Origin of the sequence: Sporosarcina quadrami (assembly GCF_014836615.1) — a bacterium.
Taxonomy (GTDB): domain Bacteria; phylum Bacillota; class Bacilli; order Bacillales_A; family Planococcaceae; genus Sporosarcina; species Sporosarcina quadrami.
The window spans coordinates 66473-83921 of record NZ_JACSQN010000009.1 but is presented as its reverse complement, the minus strand read 5'-3'; the positions used below and the strand labels follow the sequence as shown (position 1 = coordinate 83921).

The following is a 17449-nucleotide window of genomic DNA, read 5'->3' as shown; positions in this document are numbered from 1 at the left end:
CCGGATTTCTGTTGTCGTAACGGACTGTCCCTGTTCATATAGTGAATGGAGGAGGGAAGTTAACGATGCGCAGAAGCCGGTTTTTAGTATTCGCCATAATGGCTGTCATGGCGACAGGCATATTTCTGGTTTTGGATGGATGTTCTTCTAGTGATGGGAAAAGTGCAAGTAAGGTGATGTCCGATTCGTTTCCGGTTATCGATGAGGCGTATAGTATCATTCAGGAAAAAGCTGTCTATCCGGTCGATGGGGACAGGCTTGTTGAAGGAGCGCTACGCGGAATGGCGGATGTTATCGGAGATCCGTATTCGACGTATTTGTCAGAAGAAGAAGCGGCTACACATAAGGAATCGCTTGCGGGTGAAAGAGTAGGAATTGGTGCGGAAATTACACGATCAGGCGGGAGATATATTATCGTATCACCCATTAAGGGGTCGCCGGCAGAAAAAGCCGGGCTGCAACCTTATGATGAAATCGTACGCATTAATGGAGAGGCGCTTGGCGGCTTGACGTTGCAGGACGTCATAAAGAAAATCCGTGGAAAAGAAGACACTGCCTTGGAAATGACAATTTACAGACCTGATCTGAATAAACATCTTGAATTGAAAGTGATGCGTGAAGTTATTCCTGTGAAAACCGTATCGGCTGAACTGATGGAAGTAAGGGGCGAAAAGTTTGGTTACATAGCTCTGACAATGTTTGGCGATGAAACGGCGGATGAATGGAAGAAGGCAACAGATAAATTGATTGCCGAAGACGCGCAGGCATTGATTATCGATGTGAGAGGGAATCCAGGTGGTTATTTGCGTGCAGTCGGTGAGGTAGCTGGTAGTTTATTGAAGGACGACTCGGTTTTCGCTTATATGCAAAACGTTAAAGGGGAGCTGACGCCGCTCGTTGTCGAACCTTCCGAGAAGTTTTCTTTTGACGAAAAGTTAAAGAAAATGCCTGTCGTACTGTTGCAAGATAAAGGGAGTGCTTCAGCGAGTGAAGTTCTGAGCGGCGCTCTTAAAGACCACAAACGCGGTTTCATCATCGGTCAGCAGAGTTTCGGCAAAGGAACTGTGCAAGATACGACGGAATTGTCTAATGGCGGAGAAATGAAGTTATCGACTCATAAATGGCTGACACCGAAAGAGACGTGGATTCATGGGAAGGGTGTCAAAGCTGATCTTGAATCTGAGCAAGAGAAGTTGTTTACTGAGCACATTCGATTCTCGACAGATGTTTATAAGACTGGTGATTATCATGATGATGTCGCTTATGCGCAACGTTTACTGGCGGGACTGGGCTATTCGGTTGGTCGCGATGATGGCTATTTTGATGATTCAACGGCGCTAGCAGTGCATGATTTCAGAGTGGCCGAGAAAGTGGCGGTCGATAGCATTATGGATCGCAAGTTTTTTACAGCGCTGCGCGAAACGGTTGAGTTGTATCGCAAAGATCAGGCGAATGATAAGCAGTTACAGGTTGCAATTGGGTATGTGCATCATTTGTTGACGGAGTGACTGGGGATTTTTGTGGCTATATGAGCTTTTTTCTCGAGATATGAGCTTTTATTAAGAGATATGGACTTTTGCGGGCAGTTATGGACTTTTGCAGAGAGTTATGGACTTTTGGCAGATTTGGATCTCCTGTGTAGTCGGGGGATCTTTTTTCGTGATTAAATAGTAATTGAATGAAAAAATTACGGGCTGTCTCACACGCAAGACGTTTCTTTTGATACAATAAGGAATAAACATGCGAACTGGGATGGGATGGTGCCGGGTGATGAGTGAACAAGTAGTGATGGATCTATTAAAAGCGGTTGCGTTATTTTTCTTGAATCCAGTCTGGTTGGTAGCGATAGTTGCTGCGGTAGGACTCGGGTATTTTCGTGTGAAGCGTGAACGGCGAAGTTTTCATGTGCGTCTGCATCCAGGTTTGACGGAAATGAAACGATTGCTAGCTGAATCATGGATGCCTGCGTTAGTATTATCTGTACTAATTTCCGGGATTGGATTGACTGTCGATGCTAGTTGGCTTGTGCTCGTGTCGGCATTGTCGATTTTATCAATGATTACGTTCTATTATCAATCTGCTTCTCCAGTCTATTTTGCGGCGCTTGCATTTTTTGGTCTGTATGCGATTCAACAATTTGCAGGGGATTTCACGGTGCGTGGATGGTTGCCTGGGGATGTGGATTTGTTCGGGGAAATGGCGTTAACAGTTCCGGTTATTGCGGGGCTTTTGCTTATTGCGGAGGGGTTCTTCGTTCGCAAGCAAACGGCTGATTATGCCTCGCCGTTTCTGACGAAGACGAATCGGGGGTTGCGTGCGGCAGCATTCAAGTCTAAGAGACTTTGGCTTGTACCGGTCGTCTTTCTCGTACCTGGTGATTTCATGTCTGCATTTGCCCCTTACTGGCCACAATTCACGCTTGGTGCAACAGCGTTCAGTTTTGTGCCTGTGCCGCTCATCATCGGTTTTTCACAAGTTGCACGAGCTAGTTTCCCTGATATGCTGTTTCCGAAAATGGGACAGGCAATTGGATGGCTCGGTGTTTTGCTTATCGTTATTGGCGGGATTGCTTGGTGGGTGCCAATTATGGGTTGGATAGCACTGATCATTGGTGTTGTTGGTCGAATGATGATATCGATTATTGTTGCAGTGAAAGAACGAAAAGGTGGGTTCGTTGCGGCGCCGCAAACAGCGGGTGTCGTCATCGCTGGTATTTTACCGGAATCACCTGGCGAAAAGCTCGGACTCGTACCGGGGGAATGCATTAAGAGCGTGAACGGCATACAAGTGTCAAATGAAAAAGAACTGTATGACGCTATTCAAGTGAATGCGGCGCATTGCCGTCTGCAAGTTATTGGGCGCGATGGAGAAGTAAGGCTGATGCAACAAGTACTGTTCCGTCATGATCATCACCGATTAGGACTGCTTGTCGTCCGATAACTTATTCTCGCCGTCCGTTGACTTATAAAAGGAGTTAAGCAAAAATGGATCTCGCTACATTGGAAACAAAATTACTGTTAGCACTTTTCCTTCCTGGCTTACTCGTTGTCTTTTTCACGCGCGTGACGTTCCACCATATTGTCGGCCTTGTTTTGACGATTGCACTCATCGCCGCTTCAGTGTACGCAGGCTATACACATACATGGATTTTATATGTGGCAGATGCATTGTCTCTCACTGTCGGTTTCTGGTATGCGACACGGATGGTGAAAAGGGCGAGGAAGCAAGGACAAGACGAAGACGAAGTTGGATGAATGAAATAATGATAGACCGCTCCGTTTCTGGGGCGGTTTTTTTATGGTTGCAGATCAGTTATTATTGCGCAGCTACCGGACGTTTTGCCGCGATTCAAACAAAAAGAAAAAACCGCCTACTAGACGGTTATCGTTACATGAAGAGGCTGTAGACGGCGAGTACGCCGATTGTACCGAGGACGACGGGCATGAGGCCGCCGCCAATGATGGCGATGAGGAATGCGGTTGCGGCTCCTATGAGGCCGAATAGGATATTGCCTTCTTGGACGAAGAAGATTGCCGGGAAGATGAGTGCTCCGAGTACGGCGTATGGAATGTTGCCGAGGACGCCGCTAACGATGGGCGGGAGTTCTTTACCGTCCATGAATGTGAGCGGAATCATTCTCGGGATGTATGTGACGATGGCCATGCCGAATAGCATCCACCAATAGGTTGGTCCCATTAGTCTGCCTCCTGTTCTTTGTAGATGTCCGCGGGGTTTTTGCCGCGTCTGGAATAGATGATTTCGATTAAGATCGATGAGCCAAGTGTTGCAACGAGAATGGCCCAGCCTGTTGGAAGTAGTCCTGTGAAATAGATGATGCAATGGATGACTGCGGCGATTGCAGCGAGCATGACGACTTTCCGGTTGCCTTTTGCTGAAGGTACGAGCAGGCCTATAAACATTGCATAGAGTGCGATGGACATGGCCGTCTGTAAAAATTCGGGTAAGTTTGCGCCGACGAAGTGTCCGATCGCACTAAAGATGACCCAGCTGCCGTATGCGATGCTAGCTACACCAAAAGCGAAAGCGGATGTGATTTTATCGTCTTCTTTACGTGTTGCGAGGACAGAGAAAGTCTCGTCTGTAATGCCAAAAGCATAGGTCGCTTTAACGATTTTTGGTGCACTTTGCATCTTTTCATTGAGGGAAGCCGTCATTAGAAAGTGTCGGATATTGACGACGAATGTGTTGATGACGATGGTGACCGGGTCAACGTTAAGTTTAATGAGACTGAGAGCCATATATTGAGCAGCACCCGCGTAGACGAAGATGCTCATGGCTGTTGCTTCGATGAGTGATAGGCCTGTTGTTTTAGCGAGTAGACCGAATGCTATGGCTACTGGGAAATAACCGATTGCGATGCTGGAACCGGCTTTAACGCCGGAAATGAACTGATTGTTTTTCATGTTGTCACAACTTTCTTTTATGTATGAATGAAAATTTACTACGTTGACTTGTTTTGGTAGTATTCTTATAGGGAATGATTGAATGACTGAGTTGTTTTATTGAAAAAGAATAGGCTGTGAAAAAGAATAGACTGTCAAATGTTGACGTGACAAGGGTGTATGCGTATGGAAGATTGGTTGGATGTAAATAAAATAGATGAATTGGCTGCGCACTATAAAGCGCTTGGCCCATTTTTTGGTTTGTTACCGCCATTTATAGAAGCTTTTTTGCCGTTTTTGCCTCTAGTTGTTTTTGTTGTAGCGAACTCTGTTGCATACGGTTTATGGTACGGATTCATTTTATCATGGCTTGGAACAGTTGCGGGTTCTTATGTAGTATTTCTAATTATCCGAAAGTATGGCAGAAACCGATTTTTACGTTTTTTGACTAAAAATAAGCGTGTGAAGCAATTGATTGGTTGGGTGGAGCGCAATGGATTCGGTCCTCTATTTATTATGATTTGTTTTCCGTTTACGCCTTCCGCACTTGTGAATTTAGTTGCGGGCTTGTCGAATATGAAGAAGAAAAACTACTTAATTATATTGATGGCTGGTAAGCTTGTTATGATTTTCACGATGAGTTTCATTGGTTATGATTTGAAAGCGCTATTGACGCAGCCGATTCGTACTGGAATTGTAGTTGGTATTATTGTGCTGTTATGGCTTGTCGGCAAATGGTTTGAGAAGCGGATTGATAAGCGGGTTGAGGAGGAATCGAGTACTTTTTATCAAGGTGAGGATGAGAAGTAAGTGTGATATGAGATTTTTGTGGGAGTTATGGACTTTTGCGATGAGTTATGGATTTTTAGTGAAAGTTATGGACTTTTGCGTGGATATATGGACTTCTAGAAGAAGTTATAGACTTTTCGTTGCAACTTCCTGTTTTTTGAATAAAGGAAAAGACAAGTTAACATAGTGTAAATAGTTTCTGTCGACCTGATCTTTCGGTACAATGAAAGGTAGGTTGATAGGGACTATTTTTTATAATAAAAATTATTGTTTTTAATTTGGAATTTTACTATATTAGACAAATTTTAAAGGGGGGATTCATTATGTCATTGCGCTTCATTACCGGTAGGGCGGGGACAGGGAAGACGACGATGATTGAGCGGGAGATTGCTGCAGAACTTAAACGCGATCCGCTTGGTGACGCGATTATACTAATCGTTCCCGATCAAATGTCTTATTCTATGGAGCATAGCTTATCCGTCAATTTTGGATTGAATGGTATTATTCGTGCGCAAGTGTCAACGTTTAAACGACTGGCGTGGCGGGTGTTGCAGGAAACGGGTGGCATTACGCGAAGGGAAGTCGATGGATTCGGCTATCGTATGCTCGTTCGTAGTGTGCTTGAAGAGAATCGTGATGAGTTGAAACTGTTCCGTCAGGCAGCGGATAAACGTGGATTCACTGAAAAAATAGGCGATCTAATGAAGGAATTCAGTAGATATTGTCTCGATACAGAGACGCTTACAGCTTTACAAGAAAACTTGACGGAAAGTAATGCACCGCGGACTTTACAAGATAAAGTGAGTGATTTGTCACTGCTAGTAACAAAAATCGAAGAGAAGCTTGGTACCGCTTATGTCGACAGCGAAGGGCATCTTGCGCTTTTGTCTTCACAAATCAAACACTCTGATCTACTAAAAGATGCCGATATTTATATAGATGGGTTTGAAAGTTTTACGGCACGTGAATACGAAATCATTACGGAGTTAATGAAGCACGGCAATCGGGTGACAGTTGTGTTGCCAATGGAGTCCGATCTAACGGGACATGCAGATCATGAATTGTTTTTCAATCCAGTAAGGTCTTCTATGAAACTGCGTGAAATTGCGCGGGAAGTATCAATCGAGATAGAAGAAGAAATTCATCTAGAAGAAGCAATGCGATTTAAAAATGAAGAATTGTGCCATTTCGAACGAGAATTTGAGAATTACCCGCCTGTTGAAAAAAAGTCAGAAGGAGCCGTCACAATCATAGAAGCAACGGATCGTCGTGCGGAAGTGCATGCGGTAGCTCGACATATACGTAAGCTCGTTATGGACGGGGAGCGCTATAAAGGGTTATCCATTTTGTATCGCCAACCTGAAGTTTATGATGAACTAATTGAAACAATTTTTTCACAGTACGACATTCCGGTTTTCATTAGCCGTAAAAAGCCGATGTTGCATCATCCGTTGATCGAATTCACCCGTTCCATATTGGAGGTTGTAACGTCGGGTTGGTCATATGAATCGGTGTTCCGTGCTGTGAAAACAGATTTGTTCTTCCCGCATGGTGTAGACAAACTGTTATGGCGTGAACGGGCCGACAGACTAGAGAATTATGTATTGGCAAATGGCATTTACGGCAACCGCTGGCATGATGATGATCGTTGGAAAGTGAAAAGATACCGAGGACTTGAATTGCATACGAACGTCCAAACCGATGAAGAGTTGCAAATGGAACGTGAATTGCACCTGATTCGAGATACCGTGCGCGAGCCGCTTTCGGCATTTGTGGCACGCTTGAAACGGGCGAAGTCGGGGCGTCAGATGGCGGAATCACTGTTTGCATTCATGGAGTCTTTGCAAATCTTCGACAAAATTATTGATTTGCGTGCTGAGGAAGAGCGTGCAGGAAAACTGCTTAGTGCAACGGAGCATGACCAAGCATGGAATTCATGGGTCAATGTACTGGACCAATTTGTATTGATGTTCGGCGATGCGGAAATGGAGTTGAAAGAGGCGGCGCGCATTTTGGATGAGGGGCTCGATACGCTTGAATTCACAAGAATCCCGCCTTCGCTCGATCAAGTGACAGTGACGACGATCGAACTATCAAGTCTAATGGAAATCGATGTTGCGTTTGTCATCGGCGTCAACGATGGTGTGTTACCACAACGAATCGATGCGGATGGGATTTTGTCTGATGCAGATCGTGAGTGGTTCACAATGAATGGAATCGAATTATCACCGTCATCGACAATGAAACTGATGGATGAATCGTATATGGCCTATAGAGCATTCACATCTGCACGCCACAAACTGTACGTCTCATATGCCGGTGCTGATGAAGAAGGGAAATCATTGCTCCCCTCTCTTTATATCCCGAGAATTCAGCAACTACTTACTGGACTGCTAATTGAAACTGCAGTAACGGATCCATCGGAATTGTTGAATGAGGGGGAACAGGCGGATTATATTGTCCATGCGCGTACTACGTTGCCTTACTTAGCGACGAAAGTGAAAGAAGCTGAACGATCTGGTGGGATGCAATCTGCAGAGTGGCAAGCGGTTCTAGCCTATTACGAAGACGATCCGCTTTGGTCATCAGTGCTACGCTATATTACCCATTCAATGCATGTCGGCAATAAAACCGAACGACTCGCTCCACAACTGACGGAAGGTTTGTATGGAAAGACATTCGTTTCAAGCGTATCAAGAGTAGAGTCGTATTACAGTTGCCCTTTCCAACATTTCGCATCGTACGGACTCGGCCTGCAAGAACGGATGGAATATACACTTGAAGCGCCTTCCATCGGTGACTTGTTCCATGCTGCACTCAAATGGATTTCTGATGAGGTGAACCGAACAGGAAAGTCTTGGTCGGAGTTATCGAAAGCGCAATGCTGGCAACTGGCGAGAGATGCGATGGACTATATAACACCGATGTTCTTTAATCGGATATTGTTATCGACGCGCCGCTACCACTATATCAGGCGCAAGCTGACACATATATTGACGAGGACACTTTTCGCGCTAGGTAAACAGGCGACCACGAGTTTGTTCAAGCCAATAGCAATTGAAGCAGCTTTCGGACCCGGTGAACAGTTGCCGCCACTTGAAATTCCACTTCGCCGCGGCAATCAAATGAATCTCCGTGGCCGAATCGACCGGGTGGATGCGACAGAAATTGACGGCAAGAAATATTTACGGATTGTCGATTATAAATCATCTGCTCAACAGCTTGACTTGGCGAACGTCTATTACGGCATTTCGTTACAAATGCTGACGTATCTAGATGTAGCGGTCGAACATGCGGAAGAATGGATCGGCTTTAAAGCAGACCCTGCTGGCGTTCTGTACTTGCATATCCATAATCCGATGATACGCACAGAAATTGAGTTAACGGAGGATTTGATTGAACAGGAAATCCTTAAATCGTATAAAATGCGCGGCTATTTACTCGATCGACCGGAAGTTGTAACAAGTATGGATGCACAAATCGGTAAGACATCTTCTGTCATTCCTGCCGCGTTTAAGACGGACGGCACGTTTACGAAAGCATCAAAAGTCCTTTCTACGGATGATTTGCAGACAGTGAGAAAATTTGTCAAGCATCGGCATCAGCAGGCGGGAGACGGTATGCTTGCGGGTGATACGCGAGTATATCCATACAAATTGAAAGACAAGATGCCTTGCCAATTTTGTTCGTACAGGTCGGTCTGTCAGTTTGACCTAACAGATCCTGACCAATCATACAGAGCTTATGAGCCGATGGATTCCGAGCAGTCCCTCGAGAAGATGCGAAAGGATGTGACCGATGATGGATATTCCAGTTAAACCAAGCGGTGTGACTTTCACGGATGCCCAGTGGAAAGCGATTTGGGCGACAGGAAAAGATGTGCTCGTGTCAGCAGCTGCTGGATCCGGAAAAACGAAAGTGCTCATTACACGGATGATTGAAAAAGTGTTGAATGAAAACAATCCGATTGACGTTGACGAATTGCTAGTAGTCACGTTCACAAATGCGGCAGCAGCGGAAATGCGTCACCGTATGGCAGAGGCGCTGGAAGAGGCGATTGCTGCAAAACCTGATTCCGTTCATTTGCGCAGGCAGTTAAGTCTGTTGAATAAAGCACAGATTTCAACGTTGCACTCGTTTTGTTTAAATGTCGTACGACAATACGCTTATTTGCTAGATATTGATCCAGGTTTTCGTATCGCAGACACGACAGAAGCCGCATTACTCCGTGATGATACGGTCGGAGACGTGCTGGAAGATGCATATAAAGCAGAGGATCCGGAAGCGATGTACCGGCTAGCGGATAGCTTTACATCAGACCGTAATGACCAATCGATTGAGACACTTATCGACAGATTATATGACTATTCAAGAGTCCATCCTTCACCTGAGCGGTGGTTACGGATGCTTCCGATGGAATATGAAATCGGGGAAGATGCTGTTATCGACGAACTGGATTTCATCGGTCCGCTTAAAACGGCAATAAGGCACACACTTGAAGAAGCGATTGCACTAACCGTAGACATGCAGCGAACTGCGGAAATGCCTGAAGGACCCGAGCCCCTCATAGAAACGGCGAAAGCGGATTTGCAATGGCTGAGTGAAGCGAAAAGACGTATAGAAGAAGGAACATGGGAAGAAACGTATACGTTTTTTGGTTCCTTAAAATGGGTGAAGGCAGGGACAATCAAAAAAGACAGCTGTGATGAAGAACTTGCAAAACGGGCAAAAGGATTGCGCGATTCTGTCAAAAAAATCATTAATACATTGAAAGAGTCCTATTTTGCAAGGACTCCTGCGCGGCTATTGGATGAAATCCGTTTCATGGCGCCGATAATGCACACACTCGTTGGTCTTGTCATCGATTTTGGTGAACGGTACGGACAAGTGAAGTTGGATAAAGGACTTGTCGACTTCTCTGACTTGGAACATTTTGCATTGAAGATTTTAGCAGCGGAAACAGAAGTAGGGCTCATACCATCTGATATCGCTGCCGATTATTTGAATCGATTTGCAGAAGTGCTTGTTGATGAATACCAAGATACGAATCTCTTGCAAGAAGCGATCATTCAACTCGTGAAACGGGGTGGTGAAGCGGATGGTAATCTATTTATGGTTGGTGATGTTAAACAGTCCATTTACCGATTCCGTCTTGCTGAACCTGGATTGTTCCTCGGTAAATACACCCGCTTCACGACAGAAGATACCAATCAAGGGATGAAAATCGATCTGAATGCTAATTTTAGAAGCCGAAAAGAAGTGTTAGATGCGACGAACTTTGTTTTCTCGCAAGTAATGGGTGAGCGTGTCGGTGAAGTTCACTATGATGAAGCAGCATCACTCAAATACGGTGCACGTTATCCCGAAAAAGAAACAGCAGCTGCATTGACGCTTCTTTATCAGTCCGATGAGGATGAAGAAGAGATGGAAGCGGATGAGCTGTCAGGACAAACGTTGAAACATTCGCAAGCGGAAGCGCGCTACATGATCAAGCGTATAAAAGAACTGATGGATTCAGGAGCGGAAGTGACAGATGCGTTCACGGATAAACGCAGACCGCTTTCATATAAGGATATCGTGATCTTGATGCGTTCAATGACGTGGTCAGGTGAAATTGCGGAAGAGTTCAAACTGGCAGGTATTCCAATATACGCTGAACTATCGCGCGGCTATTTTGAAGCGATTGAAGTAATGATCATGTTGAATACGTTGCGTGTCATCGACAACCCGTACCAAGATATCGCACTAGCATCCGTGTTGCGTTCACCTTTCGTCGGCATGACGGAAAATGAGTTGGCGCAAGTACGACTCGTTGCAAAGAATAAACCGTTCTATGAAGCATTGAAACTGTTCATGGCAACAGGAGGAACAGGTATCACTGCAGCAACGCAGGAAAAGATGCAGAGGTTCTTCATTATGTTTGAGGATTGGCGAAATCTTGCTCGCAGGGGCTCGTTGTCGGAACTCATTTGGCAAGTGTATGCAGATACACATTATTACGAAATCGTCGGTGCAATGGCTAACGGCAAACAACGACAGGCAAATTTGCGTGCGTTGCATGACCGTGCAGTCGATTATGAAAAGACATCTTTCCGCGGCCTTTTCCGATTCCTGCGCTTCATCGATAGAATGCAAAAGCGTGGAGATGACCTAGGAACAGCTCGTTTTGTTAGTGATACTGAAGATGTTGTACGCATTATGACAATCCACTCGTCAAAAGGACTTGAATTCCCGTATGTGTTCATCGCAGGGGCTGGGCGACAGTTCAATAAAATGGATTTCAATGAGCCGTATTTGTTTGATCAACATTTCGGTCTGGCGGTTAAGGCGATTGATCCTGAATTGCGCATCACATATACCTCACTTCCGTTTTTGGCGATGAAAGAAAAGAAAGAACTGGAAATGCGAGCAGAAGAGATGCGTGTGTTATACGTTGCAATGACAAGGGCGAAAGAACACCTTGAAATAATTGCAACTGTAAAGGATATTGAGAAATCCATCGTCAAATGGCAAGACTCACAGCTACTTGAACATAGCGAAATGTTGCCCGAATATACACGTTCACGGGCAAATGGCTATTTGGATTGGATTGGACCAGCCATTGCGCGGCATGCCGATTTCGAAAAGTTCGGTGTCATGTATGGTGGTGAACTTATGCAAGATGATTCGAAATGGGATATTTCGGCTTATCCGATCTCATCGTTGCTCGGCCAACAAGAGCAGGTGGAAGTAGCAGTCGACGCGAATGAAGTATCCATTGCTGACAATCCGTTTGACGCAGAATGGCCGTTGGAAGTGAAGCGTAGATTTGATTATTCCTATCCACATACTGCCTCAGTGAATAAACGTTCGAAACAAACAGTGAGCGAATTGAAACGGGTGGCGCAACTTGAGCAAGAAGCAGATCCGAATGAATTCTTCACGATGAAAGACGATGAAGTGAGCACACCGTATTTGCATGAACGGCCAGCTTTCATGCAAACTAGATCGCTTTCAGGCGCAGAAATTGGTACAGCGATGCACACAATTATGCAACATATCAATCTAAAAGTGCCGCTTAATGCTGAAGAAGTAAATACGTTCATAAAGGAACTTGCGACTAGACAACTACTAACGGACGAAGAGGCGGCTGGGTTTAATAGAGAGTCAATCGTGTCGTTTTTTGATACAGCGATTTTCAAGAGATTGCAAGCATCTGGTCGTGTCATGAGAGAGTTGCCGTTTACGTATGCTTATGATGGTGCGGACGGAGATTACCAAATCTTGCAAGGGATTGCCGATTGTTTATTCCAAGAAGAGGACGGTTGGGTATTGCTCGATTACAAAACAGATAGCGTCCGCGGAAAATTCCATACGGAGGAAGCGTTGTCGAGTGAAATGCAGAAACGATACGGAATCCAGTTAAGTTTATATAAAAGAGCGATTGAGGCAATCACGTCCATCCACATTAAAGAAATGAAGCTCTATCTGTTTGATGGACAAAAGACTGTGGAAGTTAGGGAGGAATCAGTTTGAAAGTATCACCAACATTGATCGGAAATAGGATAGAGTCTTTGGATATGCTAAGGGGCTTTGCGCTCCTTGGAATTTTCATTGCTAATATGTTAGTGTTCCATTCACCTTATTTCTATATAGATCCATTGACATATTTTTCTACCCCGAGTGACGTGGCGTCATTTAAGTTGATCAATATATTTGTCGAGGCAAGTTTTTATCCGATATTTGCAATGATGTTCGGTTATGGTTTAAATATGCAATACGAAAAAGCAGTAGCAGCGAATAAACCTTACGCACCTTTAATGGCAAGAAGAATGGGGATTTTGATGGCGTTTGGACTCATACATGCGCTCTTTATCTGGTCGGGGGATATCCTTTTCACGTATGGATTGATGGGATTAATTATGATTGCCATCGTGAAGATTCCAAGTAAATGGATGCTGGCAATAGCTGCAGTCGTTTACATCATTCCAACAGGATTCCTGATTGTAGGTACGTATTTATTCACAAAAGCGGCACCTGGACAGTTATTGGAAGGTTTTTCAGACATTCAGCAAATTGAGAAGGCGATTACGGCGTATGGTCATGGATCATATGGAGAGGCCCTCGTCTTCAGGATTTTTGAATGGCTGTTGATCGGACTGCCTGCTGTATTTATGAGTGTGTTTATGGTATTGCCGCTAATTATGATCGGTGCAGCGTTGTCTAAATATAAGCTGTTTGAGCGTGCCGTGCAGTGGAAAGGGCGGATTGCCGTCATTTCTGTTCTTTTCGTAATCGCTGGAATTGCCGTTAAATCACTACCGTATTGGAACGTCAACACGTATTACAATACGTTAATCCAACAGCTTGTTGGAGGTCCGATTTTAGCGGTAGGGTATGCAGGATTCATTATCCTCCTTTGTCAGTTAGGGCTTTTCCTAACAATTTTCCGTCCGATTGCTAGTGCAGGACGGATGTCGTTGACGACTTACTTGAGTCAGTCAATTATTGCAACACTGTTATTTAATCATTACGGAGTTGGCCTCTACGGCAAAGTGGATATCGAGACGGGTACACTAATCGCGGTTGGCATATTCGTTTTACAAGTAATTTTTGCGCAGCTCTGGTTCATGAAATTTAAGATGGGTCCGCTAGAATGGATTTGGCGTAAAGGGACTTATGGAAAGAATATGACGAGAAAAGAAGGAAAATCGCAAGTTTTGTAGAAGAAAGAATAAGAGACGATAAATTATGCGAGTCTCATCGTTTTTCAGTATGTATCTGTAAAGAGAATTCAACACTAGGAAGGAAGGGCTTGTAGATGAAACTGTTATCGTTCCGGTATGAAGGAAAAACATTATTCGGTCCAAAAGTGAAGAAAGAGGAAGCGGTCTGGAATGTGTTGGCTATTGCTGAAGCTGTCGGCGAAAAAGATTTTCCTTCAACAATTATAGAAGGCATCGAACAAGGCCTGCAGTTTGTCGAGAAAGTACGCAAACTCGCTGAACAGGCACGGACTTTAGAAAATCCGGAGCAATTCAAATATGATTTTTCTACTATTGAGTGGCTGTCACCAATTCCACGGACTCCTAAAAACGTCCTATGTGTCGGTAAGAATTACGCAGATCATGCAGCGGAAATGGGTGGGGATGCTCCGCCAGAAAAGCTGATGATCTTTACGAAATCACCTACTTCCATCGCGGCGGACGAGCAAGAGTTGCCTGTCCATGCAGATGTAACAGATAACCTTGATTATGAAGGTGAACTTGCAATCGTCATAAGCAAAAAAGGAAGCAAAATACCGAAGCAACTGGCGTATGACCATGTTTTCGGTTACACAATTGCAAATGATGTAACAGCACGAGATGTACAATCTGCCCATAAACAATTTTTCCTCGGAAAGAGTTTAGATGGATCATGTCCGATGGGTCCCTATATTGTTACGAAAGATGAAATGCCTAACCCGCATAATTTGTCCATCGTAACGAAAGTGAATGAGACCGTGCGTCAAAATGGAAATACAGCTAATATGATTTTTAAAGTGGATGAACTGATTGCTGAAATTTCAAAGTATGTGACGCTTGAAGCAGGAGACGTCATTTTGACAGGTACCCCTGCAGGAGTCGGCAAAGGGATGAACCCTCCGACATTCTTGAAATCAGGTGATACAGTGAAAATTTCTGTCGAAGGCATAGGAACCCTAGTAAACCGTTTCAAATGAGCTGAATCCCTATTGCTCACAGCTATTGTATGATAATATTAAATGGTAAATACAATAGATGAGGTGAAACGTTTGGACTTTTTATCAAACACGACCCATTTTCATATTTTCACATGGGTTGTCGGTATTATCGTCTTCCTAGTATCCGCTTTTATGGCAAATGGATCTAAAGGGAAGAAAATCACACATATGATCGCGCGTTTGTTCTATGTACTAATCTTAGTTTCAGGTGTCTTCCTCTTCATCAAGGGAATGGACTATGGTGAAGGTATGCTGTACGGCTTCAAATTCCTCATGGGACTGTTGACGATCGGCATGATGGAAATGGTGTTAATCCGTTCAGAAAAAGGAAAGAAAGTAACGACGTTCTGGATTCTGTTCTTCGTCTTCCTATTCCTTACAATGTTCCTCGGCTTCAAATTACCAATGGGGATCGAACTGTTCTGAGTAACTACTGATTAGCAGAAAGGGGATGAAGGAATGGCAATTGGTTCAGGCATACTACTATTAGTACTGCTTTTCGTAATGATGACCTTGTTCGCATTGTCCGTCATCCTCTCCTTTCGAAAATCACGCAATCGCACAAACGAAGATTGATACAAGTCCGCTGGCGCAAAGAAGCCGGCGGACTTTTTGTTTGAAGAGTTAAATGTACTTCAACGGCTTACAACGAATCCTTCACAAATTAGACTCAATTTTTACTGCTACACTTATTTTTTAACGCATTACATGGCGGGGAACGGTTCCTTTTGATAAAATGGCTACAGATAGCTCGTTAGGGAGGACTTTTTTTGAAAATTAAACAATTGATCGGCTTTATTGCCATCATTCTACTACTCATCTCGCCTGTCATGCCGACAGCTGTTTACGCAAACACTGGCCACAGTTTAGAGGATGAAAGCATATACGACCTTCTCATTGACCGTTTCAACAACGGGAACCGCTCAAATGATGTGGACACGAATGCACAAGATAGACACGCATTCAACGGTGGAGACTTCACAGGACTACAGGCGCGTCTGCAACATATTCTTGACATGAATTTTACAGTCGTTTCGATCGGACCAGTTTTTAAAACTGAAACATACGACGGCAATCAAGTTTTGTCATATGATGAACTAGAACCACACTTTGGTACGGAAGAAGAATTCTACAAACTAATAAAAGGTATTCACGAAAGTAAATTAAAAATCATTGCTGACTTTCCTATGGGACAAGTGAGTGCAGATCATGTATGGACAAAGGATAAAAAGTATAAATTCGTTCACTCAGCTGACGGCACAGTCGACTGGGACTCACAAGATCCTGCTGTTAAGGATGCACTAATTGATGCAGTCACCGATTTTGTGACGACTTATGACTTGGACGGTATCCGTCTGACGAAGATTTCTAGTTTCGACTCCGACTATTTGAATGACATGATCGCTGCAATTCATGCTGCTAAAGAAAATGTATATGTCATTACAAATGAAGAAAGCGATGCGGACTTTGATTCCACACCGAGCATAAATAAAATGGACGTTCTACATCAGTCGTTTACGAAGACCGATGCAGACTCTGCCCACATGGATTATTTCAATGACAATGATGAGAACAATATTATTCAGCTTGACGATTTAACCGGACCACGACTGACATATCATATGGTCGAAGCAAGAATGTTCCCTCCGACTAGATGGAAAGTCGCTGCGACAGCTATGTTCACATTACCTGGCGTCCCATTAATGACGTATGGAACGGAAATTGCAGTTAACGGGAAAGAAGCACCTGATAGCCATCCATTATTCAACTTCAAAACGGATATGGAATTCAAAGAGCTAATCGGTAACTTGAACCTCCTTCGCAATCAGTCGGAAACACTCCGCAACGGAAAATTCAAAATGCTTCATAACAAAGATGGATTCATGATTTACACACGTTCATCCGAAGATGAGACGTGGATGATTGCTATTAATAACACATCAAAAACTGCTTATGCCGATATACCAGCAGAAGAAATAGGTGACAATAAAAAACTTCGAGGTCTACTGGATTCAGATCTCATAAAAGAAGAAGATAATGGTGTATTCCGTGTTGTGATGGACAGGGAGCTTGCTGAAGTCTACATTGCAGACGAAGAAAGAGGTTTTAACACACCATACCTTATCGCTTCAATTCTCGTTTATGTCATCTTCTTATCGTTTTTATTCCTTGTTATTAAAAAAGGAAGAGAAAGACGGCGTAACGAACAATAAAAGTAAAATGCCTTTTCAATGCAGCGTCCTAGACACTGATTGAAAAGGCATTTTTAATTAGCATTTTTTGATTAACCAGTATTATACAGTTGTATCATTATGAACCCGTTGACTTCCGTTCCGGCACACGCTTTCCGCGGGCACGGCTTCAGCCTCCTCGTCGCGAAGAGCACGCTCCTGTGGGGTCTTCAGCTCGCGCTATTCCCGCAGGAAATGCCGTTACGCAGAACGGCTTTTGCGAACAGGAGCGAAGCGTTGTGAGCATATCTTTGCACTTCGGCGCCTGCACTTCAGTCAACTGGAGATTGCAGGGAAAAAGTAAG

The 17449-nt window shown here is 44.1% G+C and carries 12 protein-coding genes; 10 read left to right on the top strand and 2 right to left on the bottom strand.

Annotated features, from left to right (window positions below; all coding sequences use genetic code 11):
* Positions 1–65 precede the first annotated feature (65 nt).
* The 3 genes from H9649_RS11075 to H9649_RS11065 all read left to right on the top strand — a co-directional run bounded on the left by H9649_RS11075 (position 66) and on the right by H9649_RS11065 (position 3254).
* On the top strand, positions 66–1508 hold the full coding sequence (locus H9649_RS11075; RefSeq protein WP_191694953.1) for a S41 family peptidase: 1443 nt from the start codon (positions 66–68) through the stop codon (positions 1506–1508).
* A 262-nt stretch (positions 1509–1770) separates the two neighbouring features.
* Positions 1771–2940 carry a PDZ domain-containing protein gene (locus H9649_RS11070; protein ID WP_191694952.1) on the top strand — a complete coding sequence of 390 codons (1170 nt, stop codon included), beginning with the start codon at positions 1771–1773 and terminating at the stop codon, positions 2938–2940.
* Between the two features lie 44 nt (positions 2941–2984).
* On the top strand, positions 2985–3254 hold the full coding sequence (locus H9649_RS11065; protein ID WP_191694951.1) for a CsbA family protein: 270 nt from the start codon (positions 2985–2987) through the stop codon (positions 3252–3254).
* A gap of 133 nt (positions 3255–3387) precedes the next feature.
* Here the strand turns inward: H9649_RS11065 and H9649_RS11060 are convergent, their stop codons facing one another.
* Positions 3388–3696: an AzlD domain-containing protein gene (locus H9649_RS11060; protein WP_191694950.1), complete on the bottom strand. Its 309-nt coding sequence runs from the start codon at positions 3694–3696 to the stop codon at positions 3388–3390.
* Positions 3696–4424: an AzlC family ABC transporter permease gene (locus tag H9649_RS11055; RefSeq protein ID WP_191694949.1), complete on the bottom strand. Its 729-nt coding sequence runs from the start codon at positions 4422–4424 to the stop codon at positions 3696–3698. The genes H9649_RS11060 and H9649_RS11055 overlap by 1 nt, the downstream gene beginning before the upstream one ends.
* 165 nt (positions 4425–4589) lie before the next feature.
* Between H9649_RS11055 and H9649_RS11050 the strand changes: the two genes are divergently transcribed.
* The 7 genes from H9649_RS11050 (at position 4590) to H9649_RS11020 (ending at position 17126) form a co-directional block, all read left to right on the top strand.
* On the top strand, positions 4590–5213 hold the full coding sequence (locus tag H9649_RS11050; protein ID WP_191694948.1) for a TVP38/TMEM64 family protein: 624 nt from the start codon (positions 4590–4592) through the stop codon (positions 5211–5213).
* 302 nt (positions 5214–5515) lie between these two features.
* Positions 5516–9010 (top strand): helicase-exonuclease AddAB subunit AddB, encoded by a 3495-nt coding sequence (addB, locus tag H9649_RS11045; RefSeq protein ID WP_191694947.1) that lies wholly within the window; start codon positions 5516–5518, stop codon positions 9008–9010.
* Positions 8994–12707: a helicase-exonuclease AddAB subunit AddA gene (addA, locus tag H9649_RS11040; protein ID WP_191695050.1), complete on the top strand. Its 3714-nt coding sequence runs from the start codon at positions 8994–8996 to the stop codon at positions 12705–12707. Before addB ends, addA begins: the two co-directional genes overlap by 17 nt.
* Positions 12704–13897 (top strand): DUF418 domain-containing protein, encoded by a 1194-nt coding sequence (locus H9649_RS11035; protein ID WP_225229825.1) that lies wholly within the window; start codon positions 12704–12706, stop codon positions 13895–13897. The genes addA and H9649_RS11035 overlap by 4 nt, the downstream gene beginning before the upstream one ends.
* Before the next feature lie 95 nt (positions 13898–13992).
* Positions 13993–14892 (top strand): fumarylacetoacetate hydrolase family protein, encoded by a 900-nt coding sequence (locus H9649_RS11030; RefSeq protein WP_191694946.1) that lies wholly within the window; start codon positions 13993–13995, stop codon positions 14890–14892.
* 72 nt (positions 14893–14964) lie between these two features.
* A complete protein-coding gene (locus H9649_RS11025) occupies positions 14965–15339 on the top strand; it encodes a YisL family protein (protein ID WP_191694945.1) in 375 nt (124 codons plus the stop codon).
* 344 nt (positions 15340–15683) lie between these two features.
* The gene (locus tag H9649_RS11020; protein WP_225229824.1) at positions 15684–17126 is read left to right on the top strand and encodes an alpha-amylase family glycosyl hydrolase; all 1443 of its coding nucleotides are present in this window, start codon (positions 15684–15686) and stop codon (positions 17124–17126) included.
* Positions 17127–17449 lie beyond the last annotated feature (323 nt).

What these genes read in the sequence shown, in the direction of transcription:
- H9649_RS11075 (WP_191694953.1), top strand. Translation starts at nt 66, where the DNA reads ATGCGCAGAAGCCGGTTTTTAGTATTCGCCATAATGGCTGTCATGGCG.
- H9649_RS11070 (WP_191694952.1), top strand. Translation starts at nt 1,771, where the DNA reads ATGAGTGAACAAGTAGTGATGGATCTATTAAAAGCGGTTGCGTTATTT.
- H9649_RS11065 (WP_191694951.1), top strand. Translation starts at nt 2,985, where the DNA reads ATGGATCTCGCTACATTGGAAACAAAATTACTGTTAGCACTTTTCCTT.
- H9649_RS11060 (WP_191694950.1), bottom strand. Translation starts at nt 3,696, where the DNA reads ATGGGACCAACCTATTGGTGGATGCTATTCGGCATGGCCATCGTCACA.
- H9649_RS11055 (WP_191694949.1), bottom strand. Translation starts at nt 4,424, where the DNA reads ATGAAAAACAATCAGTTCATTTCCGGCGTTAAAGCCGGTTCCAGCATC.
- H9649_RS11050 (WP_191694948.1), top strand. Translation starts at nt 4,590, where the DNA reads ATGGAAGATTGGTTGGATGTAAATAAAATAGATGAATTGGCTGCGCAC.
- addB (WP_191694947.1), top strand. Translation starts at nt 5,516, where the DNA reads ATGTCATTGCGCTTCATTACCGGTAGGGCGGGGACAGGGAAGACGACG.
- addA (WP_191695050.1), top strand. Translation starts at nt 8,994, where the DNA reads ATGGATATTCCAGTTAAACCAAGCGGTGTGACTTTCACGGATGCCCAG.
- H9649_RS11030 (WP_191694946.1), top strand. Translation starts at nt 13,993, where the DNA reads ATGAAACTGTTATCGTTCCGGTATGAAGGAAAAACATTATTCGGTCCA.